Annotated in this window: 11 protein-coding genes; 6 read left to right on the plus strand and 5 right to left on the minus strand. The window is 62.7% G+C overall.

Features of this window, described 5'->3' with window-relative positions; translation table 11 throughout:
* Nucleotides 1-249: 249 nt before the first annotated feature.
* On the minus strand, nucleotides 250-429 hold the full coding sequence (locus VKS22_04175; GenBank protein HLW69800.1) for a hypothetical protein: 180 nt from the start codon (nucleotides 427-429) through the stop codon (nucleotides 250-252).
* A 14-nt stretch (nucleotides 430-443) separates the two neighbouring features.
* Here VKS22_04175 and VKS22_04180 point away from each other — a divergent pair, with 14 nt between their 5' ends.
* Nucleotides 444-1,187, plus strand: coding sequence for a YceI family protein (locus tag VKS22_04180; GenBank protein HLW69801.1), 744 nt, complete (start codon nucleotides 444-446; stop codon nucleotides 1,185-1,187).
* Nucleotides 1,188-1,245: 58 nt separating this feature from the next.
* Nucleotides 1,246-2,307 carry an LLM class flavin-dependent oxidoreductase gene (locus VKS22_04185; GenBank protein ID HLW69802.1) on the plus strand — a complete coding sequence of 354 codons (1,062 nt, stop codon included), beginning with the start codon at nucleotides 1,246-1,248 and terminating at the stop codon, nucleotides 2,305-2,307.
* Here VKS22_04185 and VKS22_04190 read toward each other — a convergent pair.
* The 4 genes from VKS22_04190 to VKS22_04205 form a co-directional block, all read right to left on the minus strand.
* Nucleotides 2,304-3,101, minus strand: a complete 798-nt coding sequence (locus VKS22_04190) for a hypothetical protein (protein ID HLW69803.1) — start codon at nucleotides 3,099-3,101, stop codon at nucleotides 2,304-2,306. The genes VKS22_04185 and VKS22_04190 overlap by 4 nt on opposite strands.
* Nucleotides 3,102-3,182: 81 nt before the next feature.
* A complete protein-coding gene (locus tag VKS22_04195) occupies nucleotides 3,183-4,871 on the minus strand; it encodes an Rne/Rng family ribonuclease (protein ID HLW69804.1) in 1,689 nt (562 codons plus the stop codon).
* Nucleotides 4,872-5,097: 226 nt separating this feature from the next.
* On the minus strand, nucleotides 5,098-6,159 hold the full coding sequence (locus tag VKS22_04200) for an LLM class flavin-dependent oxidoreductase (protein ID HLW69805.1): 1,062 nt from the start codon (nucleotides 6,157-6,159) through the stop codon (nucleotides 5,098-5,100).
* An 18-nt stretch (nucleotides 6,160-6,177) separates the two neighbouring features.
* Nucleotides 6,178-6,855, minus strand: a complete 678-nt coding sequence (locus VKS22_04205; protein HLW69806.1) for a cupin domain-containing protein — start codon at nucleotides 6,853-6,855, stop codon at nucleotides 6,178-6,180.
* Nucleotides 6,856-6,968: 113 nt separating this feature from the next.
* On the opposite strand from VKS22_04205, the gene VKS22_04210 reads away from it, so the two are divergent.
* The 4 genes from VKS22_04210 (at nucleotide 6,969) to truB (ending at nucleotide 12,083) form a co-directional block, all read left to right on the plus strand.
* The gene (locus VKS22_04210) at nucleotides 6,969-7,976 is read left to right on the plus strand and encodes an NAD(P)-dependent alcohol dehydrogenase (GenBank protein ID HLW69807.1); all 1,008 of its coding nucleotides are present in this window, start codon (nucleotides 6,969-6,971) and stop codon (nucleotides 7,974-7,976) included.
* A 100-nt stretch (nucleotides 7,977-8,076) separates the two neighbouring features.
* Nucleotides 8,077-9,789 carry an amidohydrolase family protein gene (locus VKS22_04215; protein HLW69808.1) on the plus strand — a complete coding sequence of 571 codons (1,713 nt, stop codon included), beginning with the start codon at nucleotides 8,077-8,079 and terminating at the stop codon, nucleotides 9,787-9,789.
* A gap of 176 nt (nucleotides 9,790-9,965) precedes the next feature.
* Nucleotides 9,966-11,069 (plus strand): LLM class flavin-dependent oxidoreductase, encoded by a 1,104-nt coding sequence (locus VKS22_04220; GenBank protein ID HLW69809.1) that lies wholly within the window; start codon nucleotides 9,966-9,968, stop codon nucleotides 11,067-11,069.
* Nucleotides 11,070-11,195: 126 nt separating this feature from the next.
* A complete protein-coding gene (truB, locus tag VKS22_04225) occupies nucleotides 11,196-12,083 on the plus strand; it encodes a tRNA pseudouridine(55) synthase TruB (protein ID HLW69810.1) in 888 nt (295 codons plus the stop codon).
* Nucleotides 12,084-12,129: the final 46 nt, after the last annotated feature.

Consider the following 12,129-nt stretch of genomic DNA (forward strand, 5'->3'; position numbering starts at 1 on the left):
GAGGTCGCGCCGACGATCGATTGGGGCGATCATGACTGCCGCTACTTTCTCGATCCTGACGGTAACCTGCTCGAGTTGGTGAGCTATCGTTGAGCCTGCCGATCCGACGGTAACACATCGGCGGCAGGCAGCGCTGCATCATCGCCCACCAGCGCTGTACCGGCGGCAGAAAACTCCACGCCGCCTGCGCTGGCCGCCATCGCGTTGAGCAAACGTTATGGCGCGCGGCTCGCGTTCGACGCGTTCGCTCTAGCCCTGGCGCGCGGCGAAATCGTCGGCCTCCTCGTGCCCAACGGCCGGCAAGACCACCGCGCTGTCGATTCTCTCCGGCGTGATCCGGCCCGACTCGGGAATCGTCCGTATCGCGCGCCGCGACCTCTCCACCGTGGCGCTGGCGCTGCCGACCAGCTGGGCGATGCGGGCCTTCAACAATCTGACAACCCGTGGGCCTGCCGCCGTCGAGCGCCGCTCTCCTCACCGCGGTTAACGTCGGCTTCGGAATCCTATACGCTGCGGCGGTGCCCTTTTTGCGCGGCGACGGTTTGCGTAGCGCGGTAGAAAAATTCATGCGCGGCCGAAGGATGCTCATCTACCCGGTCGTCTTCGCCGCGTTCATTTTGGGCGCCGTGCTGGACCCGCGGCCGGCAGTCGCCAAAACCCTCCATCTGCGAGCCGACCTGCAGAAGAGCGAGCTTCGCGCGACAGTCGCTGAGCCGTTCGCGGCGGTCCGCAGCCCGGCGACCGCCGCCTTCAAAATGAAATCCTGCGAAATTGACGGCGACCCCAACCATGTTGCGGCGACCGCTCACGTCAAGCTGGTGATCGACGCCGCCAGCTATGATTCGGGCAGCGCGACGCGCGATCGCAACGTGATCAATTCCACGCTTGAGGCGGCGAAATTCAAGACCATTGACTTTGAAAGCACCGCGTTCGAAGACGTCCAGATCGATGTCCCCGGTGTCTCCGGCAGCGCCATCGTTGTCGGCAACCTAACGCTGCATGGGACCACGAAAGTCATCCGCGTGCCAATACGAGTCTCGATGAGCAGCGACGGCCAATTCAGCGCCGGCGGCGAAATCGAGTTCAGATATACCGACTTTGGCATCAAAGCTCCGCGGCTGGCTTATCTGGTGTCCGCCGGCGACCAGGCTATGGTGACATTTCGCATCGTCGCGCAGCGGCATTGACGCGACGGCCAAAGCCCGCTAGGTCGATCGCACGGCCAGCGGCAGGCCGAGTGATAAAGTGAAATTCGGACTTTTCTATCAAATGCCCTGCGCGGCCGATCAATCTGAGGCCGAGCGCTATCGCGAGACGATCGCGCAGATTGTCCTGGCCGATGAACTCGGCTTCGACACGGCGTGGCTCGCCGAGTTGCACTTCTTCCAGCCTTTTTCGATCATGCCGGCGCCGCTGCAGGTCGCAGTCGCGGCTGCCATGCAGACTCGGCGAATTCGCTTCGGCACGGGAGTTACGCTGCTGCCGCTTCATCATCCGTTGCGCGTCGCTGAGGAGGCTGCGGTGACCGACATCCTGACGGGCGGACGGCTGGAACTCGGCGTCGGCCGCGGCACGATCGCGGTGCACTTTCGCGGCTATGGCGTGCCGCGCGAGGAAAGCCGTGAGCGGTTCGAGGAGAGTCTCGCGATCATCCGCGGTGCCTGGGCGAGCGAGCGTTTCGCTTACGCAGGACGCTTCTACCAGATTCCGGAGATCAGCGTGGCGCCGCGGCCGCTGCAAAAACCCCACCCGCCGATCCGGCTTGCCGCCAACAGCCCCGACACGGCAGAATTTGCTGGCCTCAACGGTTACGACGTCATGGTCGCGTCACCGATTAACCCGCTGCCGGGTTTTTACGATCATCTGCGCAAGTATCGCGACGGTCGTGAGCGCGGCCGGCACGATCGCGCAAGCGGCGACGTCGCGGCCCTATTCTTCACCTGCACAGCAGATAGTCTGGCGCAGGCGCGGACCGAGTATGAACCCTCGATGATGCATTATTTTCGCACGATCGGAGAGCAGGCGGCGCTCGCCGACAAAGGCCAATACGAGGGTTCATATCAGTACCTGCGCGAGGTCCGCGAGCGCGCGCTCAAGATGAGCTGGGAAACAGTCAACGAGACGATGGCGCTGTTCGGACCGCCTGACGAATGTATCCGGCGCGCCGCCATGATTCACGGGCGCGGGCGCATCAATCAGCTCGTATGCTGGTTCAACCCCGGCGGCCGCATCCCGCACCGTGAAGTCCTGGCCGCGATGGAACGTTTTGCCTCGAAGGTGATGCCCTCCCTGCGTCCCTTCGGTTAATCCTTCCAGTCCCGATCATCCCAATCGTCCAACCGCGGATAGCCCTGTGCGGCGATCGCGCGCGCGGCGCGCTCGAGGCCGTCGACGGCCCACGGCTGCCATCGCGGCCACGGCGGCAAGCAGAGCCATCCACCGGTCGCTTCGCCGACCATTGTTGCCGTGCCCTGCGCCGCAAACGCCGCGGTCAAAAGACAGATTAGGGCAGCGCGCTTGTCGTGATGGGTTTCGATTTTGAGTCTATTCCAGATCTCGCCGGTTAGTTCGAGGTCTGCGGATAAATCCGCTTCGAGTTTGCCGCTCGTCACGAGCTGATCGTAGAGCCAATCGAAGCGCCGGCCGCGCGCCAGTCTCGGCGCTCGGATCAGAGTCTCTTCCGGCATCAGGACAGCCAGAAATGCGTTCGGAAAAGCCTCGACAATGGGACCGTCGCGGTTGAGGCGCTTCGCCCATTTGCCGGCGAGAGTCCGGCTGAACTGCACGCGCGCGTTGCGCGCGGCGCGCTTCAACTGCAGTCCGGAACCCCAATGACTCAGCGCGAGCTTGCAGCGTCGATCGAACGGCGCCCGCACGAAGATGCGCTCGCACGCGCGCGGAGCAGTCTCGGCGACGCCGTCTGAAATCAGCGGGCCGTCGAGCGCTATGATGCTCGGCCGAAACCCCTCCGGAATCTGCGCACAGCGACTCGCCCACGAGGTTCTGGCACAAGCCACCGAGAGCCGGTCGCCATCGAGACAGGCGATCCCCGTCGAAGGCCGGGTGGCAGAAAAGCCGACATCGACCCCCATCAGCTTCATCGATCAACTTTACGGCGAACGGCGGATTCCGAACGCCCGGACTGCGCTGAGCCTGACGCTGATCGAGGCCCGGTCGAAGATTCAGGCAGCGGCGGTGGCGGGCGCCATCTCGAAGCCGCCGGGCGCGATATTCTCGGATGAACGCAAAATGATTTTGGCTTCGAGCAGACGTTCAGCGCGCTCGAGTTCCTTGCCGCCGCTATCGTAGAAAAACCGCGCGACCGCGGGGTTGACCTTGACCACCAGCATGTCGGTTCGCGGATGCTGCCCGGCGGCCCGCTGAATCCCGCGAATCACCTCCGCCGCCCGCGTCGCGACCGACTTCACTACCGACCGGCCCTCACAAATCGGGCAGGGCTGGGTAACCATCTCCTGGAGGCTTTCGCGCGTGCGTTTGCGCGTCATCTGGACTAGTCCCAATTCCGAGATCTTGAGGACGGAACTGCGCGCCTTGTCGCGCTTGAGCGCCTGCATGAGGGTTTCCGTCACCCGTTTGCGATCGGCCTCGCGCGACATATCGATGAAATCCACGATGATGATGCCGCCGATATTGCGCAGCCGCAGTTGCTTGACCACCTCTTCCGCAGCCTCGAGATTGGTCTTCAAAACCGTCTCGTCCTGATTGTGCTTGCCGACGAAACGGCCGGTGTTGACGTCAATCGCGGTCAGCGCCTCGGCCTGATCAAAAATCAAATAGCCGCCCGATTTGAGCCAGACCTTGCGATCGAGCGCCTGATCGAGCTGCTGCTCGATCCCGAACTGATCGAAGATCGGTTCGCTCCCTTCGTACAGGGAAATCCGCGAGCGCAGACGCGGCATATACGTTTGCACGAACTGAACGATCTTGCCGTAAATCGTCGGATCATCGCAGCGGATGCGCTCGACATCGCTGGAAAAGAGATCGCGCACGATCCGCAGCGAAACCTCCAGATCATCGTAGAGCAGCGACGCCGGCGACGACGACTCCGCCTGCTTGACGATCGAGCTCCAGAGCTTCGTCAGGTACATCACGTCGCGCTGGATGTCCTTTTTGCTGACGCCCTCGCACGCCGTGCGCACGATGAAGCCGCCTTGTGCGGCCAGCTCCCTTACCGCCGCGCGCAGCCGCGAGCGCTCCTCGCCGCTCTCGATCCGCCGCGAGATCCCAATGCGCCCGCTAGTGGGTGTGTATACGAGATGGCGTCCCGGCAGGGAGATGAAGGACGTCAGCCGCGCCCCCTTGGTGCCCATCGGCTCCTTCGCCACCTGCACGATAATTTCCTGCCCGCGCTTGAGCTGCTCCTCGATCGGTTGCCGATTGCGGGGTGGCTCAGTGCGCCGCCGGCGTCCTCGTCCACGCCCACGCCGATGAGGCCCGGCCGGCACGGCCTCGGGGGCGGCCTCGTGAGTCTCGTCGGCGGCGTCGGACTCGAAAGTATCGAGTGCTTCGAACTGCGCTGCGCCCTCGTCGTTCAGCGGCGGTGCGAACTCGTCGTCATCAGCGAGCGGCTCGGTCTCGACGTCCTCTTCGCCAAGCACTTCTGCGGCGGACGCATAACTATCGCCGTTGAGGTAGTCGGAAACGTGTAGAAAACCATGCTTTTCGAGGCCGATATCGACGAACGCCGCCTGCATCCCAGGCAGCACACGCGTGACCTTACCCTTGAAGATACCCCCGGCGAGGCCGCCGCGCTGATCGCGTTCGAGGTAGAACTCCGCCAGCGCCCGATCCTCGATCACTGCGACGCGTACCTCCAAGGCCGAGGAGTTGATTACGATTTCACGTTTCACCTGATGAGTGTCCCGGACGCTGCCTCGCGGAATATCTCTTTCACCGTTTCACGGCGGCGTCATGCCGGCCATCGCGATTAGAGTAATACCTTCGCGGCGTAGGGACCGGCTTATTACTTTGATGATACGGAGCGCCTTCGAGGACCGCAAGGCGACCCCTGCCGGGGAAGGCCGGATCAGATATAGACCGGCTCGGGCGACCTATCGATCGCTGGGCCGCGGCGCTTCAGCCGGCGCCGCGCGCAGCAGTGGACGAATTCTCGGCGAACGACGGCATCACATGAGATACAAAGCGCTCGACTGAGCGGCTCGCGTCGTCGTCGCTGAGACTGCCAAAAGCAAATGACAGGACGAGATAGTTACATCCGCTCTCAGAAAAAAATCGCCCGATCTGATCGCGGACCTGGCTCGCGGTTCCCACGATCGCGCTGTCAGCCTTCGCGGCGACACCGATCTCCGGGGTAAAACCATACGCCGGCAAGGTGCGAAAATCGCGCCAGAGCTTGGTGATATTGTTGTAGTAGGTGCGGTACGCCGGCGCTGCGATACTTTCGATCTCGCGCTCGTCACCCGCAACATAGGCGTGACGCAGCGCACCCATGATCGGCGCCTGCGCAGAGGGATTCAGGTCGTCTGGACCGCCCCGATGACGCCCCAGTTCCTCGCGGTATTGCTCGGTCATGCCTTTGACCATCGGAATCGGACCGAGGCCGACCATGTGCATCCCGTGGCGCGCCGCGAAACTGACGCTCTCCGGCGAAGTTACTCCATACCAGAATGGTGGATTTGGCCGCTGGATCGGCCTCAACTCCATCGGGACATTGTCGAAACGGTAATGCTTGCCGTGATGATTCAGGCGATCCTCGCGCAACCCAGTGACCAGCGCCGTGAGCGCCTCCTCGAAGATCTGGCGGGAATCCATGAATGAGACCCCGAGGTACGCCAGCTCGAACGGCGAGACGCCGCGCCCCACGCCCAAATCAACCCGGCCGCCGCTGAGATGGTCCAGCATACAGACCTCGACGGCGAGCCGGAACGGATTGTACAACGGCAGCAAATAGACCAGCGGGCCAAGCCGAATTCGACGCGTGCGCTGCGCCGCGGCGGCGAGGAACAGTCCCGGTGACGGCGCCATGCCGAGTGGCGTCGCGTGATGCTCGGCAACGTGGTAGCTATAAAAGCCCGCCGCGTCGTACTGCTCGAGCAGCTTAAGCCGCCCCGCATAGAGGCCCTCAACGGAAGCGCCTCGCCGCTCCAGATGATCGAAGACACCGAATCCGTGTTTCATCAGGACCAATTCACTCCGTCATTTGATCATCTCGACGCCGCCGGTCACGAACGCGATCGCGGTGCCCCCGTGCTTCGACGAAACCGTATGCGTGCATCCGTTCGGCCTGTAGTTGGCATTGCCGGTGTGAACCTCGCCGGATTCATCGAAGTTCGAGCCTTCGATCATAAACACCAGCTCGTCACCGATATGTTTGTGCAGGGGTAGCTTCGCCCCGGCCTCGAAGCGCGCGAGGATGGCACGGCGCTTGGTCGCGGCGTCGCTCCAGATCGGCTTCTGACGCACCCCGGGCATCGCGTCGCTCCATGGAATCTCGCTCAGCACGATAGTCTGCGAACGTGGCGCGTCGCCGATCGCAGTCGCGGGCTCGACACTCCCGCTGATAATCGCGAAGACCGTAGCGCCGTGCTTGCTCGTCACGCTGTGGGTGCAGCCGTCGGGACGGTAGCCGACGCTGCCCGCTGCAACCGTGCCCGACTCGTCGCTGATCGCCCCTTCGATCACGTAGAGCAATTCATCGCCGACGTGCCGATGCATCGGCAGGGTCGCTCCCGGCTCGAAGCGGGTGAGCTGGGCGCGCCGCTTGGTCGCCGGATCGGACCAGAGCATCTTTGCCTTGATCGCGGGCATCATCGGCTCCCACGCGCGTTCTGTGACTTCGATTATCTGCGACGGGTTCGAGGCTTCAGCAGCCATGCGGCGCTCCTTTGCGAGACTCGCGAATGATGTACGTTTGCTAGCCCGCGCTGCGAATACTGTCAAACGCCGCCGGTGGCCGGAACAGCCGGGTGATGCTAAGAAGTAAAATCATGAAAACTTATGAAATCAATGAAGCCAAGGGCATCGACAGCCTCAAACTAACCGAGCGGGCGACACCCAAGCCCGGGCCCGGCGAAGTTCTGATGCGCGTGCGCGCGGCCTCGCTCAACTATCGCGACCTCGCGATCGTCAAGGGCTACTTGGGCGGAATGCTGAAACTGCCGGTCGTCCCGGTCTCCGACGGTGCAGGCGAAGTTGCCGAGGTCGGGCCCGGCGTCACCGAGTGGAAAAAGGGCGACCGCGTCGCCGCGATTTTCACTCAAGGATGGCTCGCCGGCCCGCCCTTCGCCGGCATGTACAGCACCTCGCTGGGTGGCGGCATCGACGGCATGCTTGCCGAATACGTCACGCTCAAGGCGACCGGCCTGGTGCGGATTCCCGACTATCTCTCGTTCGAGGAGGCCGCGACCCTGCCCTGCGCCGCGGTGACTTCGTGGCAGGCTCTCGTCACCGAAGGTCATCTCAAGCCCGGTGATTCCGTGCTGGTGATGGGCACCGGCGGCGTCTCCATCTTCGCGCTGCAGTTCGCAAAAATGTACGGCGCAAAGATCATCGCTACTTCGAGCAGCGATGCCAAGCTTGAGCGGCTGCGCAAGATGGGCGCGGCGGAAGTGATCAATTACAAGACCACCCCCAATTGGGACGCGCGCGTGCTCGAGCTTACTGACGGCGCCGGCGTCGATCATGTCGTCGAGATCGGCGGCGCCGGCACGCTGCCCAAATCGATCAATGCCGTCAAAACCGGCGGCGTCGTCAGTCTGATCGGCATCCTGAGCGGCGCCGGCCAGATCGATCCGATGCCGCTGCTGTTCAAAAATGCGCGCGTCCAGGGCATCCTGGTCGGCTCGCGCGAGATGTTCGAAGCTATGAATCGCGCGATGACGGTTAACCAGATCCATCCGGTCATCGATAAGGTCTTCCCGTTCTATCAGGCCGCCGAGGCCTATCGCCATCTGGAGAGCGGTGCGCACTTCGGCAAAGTTTGCATCGCGATTTAACCTTTTACTTCCTGGCCCGAATGGCGGATAAAAGCAGATAGCTCCACGACTCAGACCGGCGGGCAGCAGGGAACCCCCGGCTCCCGACCCAGGAGGAAAAATGTCATACGATTTGATCATCCGTGATGGCACCGTAGTCGATGGCTCCGGACTGCCGCGTTATCGCGCCGACGTCGCGATCGCCAATGGCCGGATCGCCGCGATCGGCAAAATCAACGAGTCCGCCAAGGAAGTCATCGACGCCGAAGGGCACATCGTCGCGCCGGGCTTTATCGACGGCCACACCCACATGGACGCGCAGATCTTCTGGGACGCGCTCGGCACCTGCTCCTGCTGGCACGGCGTCACCACCGTGGTGATGGGCAACTGCGGCTTCTCGCTCGCGCCGTGCGCCGAAAAAAACAAGCTGATGGTGATGCGCAACCTGGAACGCGCCGAGGATATTTCACCCAAGGCGATGGAAGCCGGCATCAAGTGGTCCTGGGACAGCTTCCCGCAATACCTCGACGCTATCGAGGGGCTGCCCAAGGGCATTAACTATACCGCCTACATGGGCCACTCGGCGCTGCGCACCTATGTGATGGGCGAGCGCGCCTTCACCGATGAAGCTACTTCCGAGGATCTCTCCGCAATGAAGCGCGAGCTGCGCGGCGCGATCAAGGCCGGCGCCGCGGGCTTCAGCACCTCGCGCAACCATAATCATCAGACGCCCGATAGCCGCCCGGTTGCGAGCCGCCTCGCCAACTGGAACGAAGTCCGCGAGTTGGTCGGCGTGATGGGCGATCTCGGCGCCGGAGTCTTCGAGCTGGCGCAGGAGGATATCGAGCGCGACCCCGACCGCATGCGCGATTTCTTCGACCGCCTGCAAGCGCTTGCGCTCGACACCAAAGTGCCGACCACCTTCGGCGTTATCTATTCGCGCAAGGCGCCGCATACCTGGCGCCCCTACTTTCAGATGATCGACGAAACCATCGCGGCGGGGGGCCGGATGCTGGCGCAGGGCACCAGCCGCTGGATCAGCTCGCTGCTCTCCTTCGAGACCAACATGCCTTTCGATAGGACGCCGGTCTGGTCGGAGATGCGCAAGCTGCCGCTGGCTGAACAGGAAGCCCAGTTGCGCAATCCCGAATCGCGCCGCGCGCTCCTCGAAGCCGCGCGTGAGTACATGACCAGACCCGATCGCGCGGTCGGTGCGGAAGCCCGTAAGCCCGACTTCGATTACCTGTTCGTGCTCGACCAGCCGCTCCCGCCATATCGCTCGATCGCGCAGATCGCCAAAGAGTCCGGCAAGGATCCGCTCGAAGTCATCATCGACCTCGCGCTCGAAAAGCACCTTAAGCAGTTTTTCATCCAGCCGATCGTCAACGAGGATCAGGACGTCGTGCTCGGCATGATGCGCCATCCGCGCTCGGTCGTGACCTTCTCTGATTCAGGGGCGCATGTCTCGCAGATCATGGATTCTTCCATCCAGACCCATCTGCTCGGCCACTGGGTACGTAATCGCCAAGCGCTGACGCTCGAACACGCGATCCGCAAAATCACCTTCGAGCTCGCCTCGTTCTGGGGCTTGCACGGGCGCGGGATGCTTCGGGCGGGAAATTTCGCCGACGTCGTGATCTTCGATCCCGAGACGATCTCCCCGACCATGCCAACACTCGAATACGATCTGCCGGGTGGCGCCCGCCGTCTCAAGCAGAAATCCGTCGGCATCAAAGCCACGATCGTTAACGGCGAAGTTCTGATGCGTAATAACGATCACAGCGGCGCGCTGCCGGGCAAACTCCTGCGCGGCCCCCTCGCCGCCACCGCGTAGCGCTCTTCTCAATCTCTCGATCACACCACGCGGCGGGAGGACAATCGTCCTCCCGCCCGCTCTGCTTACCTAGTCTCTAGGGCCTTCGCGGCCCAGCAGCTAACGGTGGAATTCGCTTTTGTCGAAATGCAGGCCACAGCACTGCAAAGTCGCAAAATCCGAGGAGGAAGCCAACGATGAAAGTTGGAGCGTCATTTTTCTTTCAAAACTATTTCCGTGCGCAAAAGCCGGACTGGGAAGTCTATCGCGAAGACCTCGCTCTCGCCGACATGGTCGAGCCGCTGGGCTTCGATTCAATCTGGGGCGTCGAGCATCACTTCTCGCCCTATACGATGATCTCTGATGTTCTGCAGTTCCTGACTTTTATGGCCGGACGCACCAAGCGGATCGGCTTCGGCTCGATGGTCGTCGTGCTGCCGTGGCATGACCCGGTGCGCGTCGCTGAGCAGATCGCGATGCTCGAGCTGTACGCGGGTGACCGCGAACTGACGCTGGGATTTGGCCGCGGCTCTGGCAGGATCGAGTACGACGGCTTTCGCGTGCCCATGAGCGAGTCGCGTGAGCGCTTCATCGAAGCCTCGGAAATCGTGCGGATGGCGCTGACGCAGGAGCGCTTCTCATACAAGGGCAAGTTCTTCCAGATTCCCGAGATGAGCATCCGGCCGCAGCCGCGTCGGCGCAATCTTACCGACCGTTTTTACGGCGCGATCATCTCGCCCGAGAGCGGCGACATCATGGCTCAGCAAGGTATGGGCATGCTGGTGATTCCGCAAAAGGCCTGGGCGGAGCATCGCAAGGATTATGATCACTTCAAGGAATCCTGCGTTAAGTTCGGGCAGCCGGTGAAAAAGCCGATGACCGTATGCTTCGTCTATTGTGCGGAGACCGAGCGCGAAGCTACCGCCGGCGGCGAGCGTTACATGGGTAACTATGCGGATACCGCTATAAGCCATTACGAGTACGACGAGCCTGAACACTTCCGCAATGCCAAAGGCTACGAATTCCATGCCCAGATGGCCGAAGCCGGCAAGAACCGGCCTCAGGATTTCCGCAACCTGTTCACCAAGACGCAGGTTTACGGTACGCCCGAGCAATGCGTTGAGGCGCTACAAACGATCGCGAGCACGATGGAGGCGGAGGAATTCGTCGGGGTCTTCAAGTATGCCGACATGCCGCTGGAGGTTGCGCAACGCAGCATGAAGCTGTTCGCGACGGAGGTCATGCCGCACATCAAGCGTGGAACCTCGCCCGCGACGCAGTCCGCTGCGGCCGGCCGCTAGGGAAATAACAAGCCTGTCCCCGCCTAGGGACAGGGCCTCACTTCGAGGGCGCGCCTCTCAGGAGGCGTGCCCTTTAATTTCAGTCCTTAAGCCACGCGCTTTCATCGGGTATCCTGTTGTACCCCAATGCACGGAATCATTGTTATCGACAAACCCGCCGGACCGACCTCGGCTGAGGTCGTTCGGCTGATCAAATCGCGGCTCGGACGCGCGACCCGCGTCGGCCATCTCGGCACCCTCGATCCGTTTGCCACCGGCGTTCTGCCGATCATGATTGGCGAGGGCACCAAGCTGGCCCCTTTTCTGCAGGAAGGCGAAAAGGAGTACGCGGGGCTGATCAAGCTCGGCACCGAGACCGACACGCTCGATCGTACGGGCGCGGTGACGCGCACCGCGCCCGTGCCGACGCTCGAAGCTGATCTGCTGGCGGCGCTCGCGGCGAAGTTCACCGGGGTTATCGAGCAGACGCCGCCGATCTTCTCGGCGATCAAGCGCGACGGCGTGCCGCTCTACAAGCTCGCGCATCAGGGCGTCGAGGTTGCGCCGCCGGCTCCTCGGGAAGTGCACGTCGCGCAGTTGGAACTCGAAGCCGTCGGCGCCGATCTGCTCCGCTTTAACGTCGTCTGCTCCTCCGGGATGTATGTGCGGTCGCTCGCGCGTGATATCGGCGTTGCGCTCGGGACCGCGGCCTGTCTGGAGGAGCTCAAACGGCTGCGCAACGGCAGCTTCTCGATGGAGGAAGCAGTCGAACTCGCACCGGCGCTGGATGCGTTGGAATGCGGCGGCGACCCCGGACTGGTCAGTATCCGCGCGGCGCTGGCGGCGATTCCGGAGGTCGAAGTGGACGCCCGCATCGAGCGCAGCCTGCGCAACGGCGACTCGCGCGCGCTCGACGGCCTGGCCCCGCGTGACGCCGAGTTCTTCAAGGTGATCGCGCGCGGCAATCTGGTCGCTATCGCTGAGCCGGTCTCGCGCCTCACCTCAACGATCTCGCGCATCTTCAACGTCGAGTAGTCTCAGTCGCTACTGTGAGACGAAGATTCGTTCGCAGATCGCCGAG

It is taken from the genome of Candidatus Binataceae bacterium (genome assembly GCA_035308025.1).
GTDB lineage: Bacteria > Desulfobacterota > Binatia > Binatales > Binataceae > JAJPHI01.

What these genes read in the sequence shown, in the direction of transcription:
- truB (HLW69810.1), top strand. Translation starts at nt 11,196, where the DNA reads ATGCACGGAATCATTGTTATCGACAAACCCGCCGGACCGACCTCGGCT.
- VKS22_04190 (HLW69803.1), bottom strand. Translation starts at nt 3,101, where the DNA reads ATGAAGCTGATGGGGGTCGATGTCGGCTTTTCTGCCACCCGGCCTTCG.
- VKS22_04215 (HLW69808.1), top strand. Translation starts at nt 8,077, where the DNA reads ATGTCATACGATTTGATCATCCGTGATGGCACCGTAGTCGATGGCTCC.
- VKS22_04220 (HLW69809.1), top strand. Translation starts at nt 9,966, where the DNA reads ATGAAAGTTGGAGCGTCATTTTTCTTTCAAAACTATTTCCGTGCGCAA.
- VKS22_04205 (HLW69806.1), bottom strand. Translation starts at nt 6,855, where the DNA reads ATGGCTGCTGAAGCCTCGAACCCGTCGCAGATAATCGAAGTCACAGAA.
- VKS22_04210 (HLW69807.1), top strand. Translation starts at nt 6,969, where the DNA reads ATGAAAACTTATGAAATCAATGAAGCCAAGGGCATCGACAGCCTCAAA.
- VKS22_04200 (HLW69805.1), bottom strand. Translation starts at nt 6,159, where the DNA reads ATGAAACACGGATTCGGTGTCTTCGATCATCTGGAGCGGCGAGGCGCT.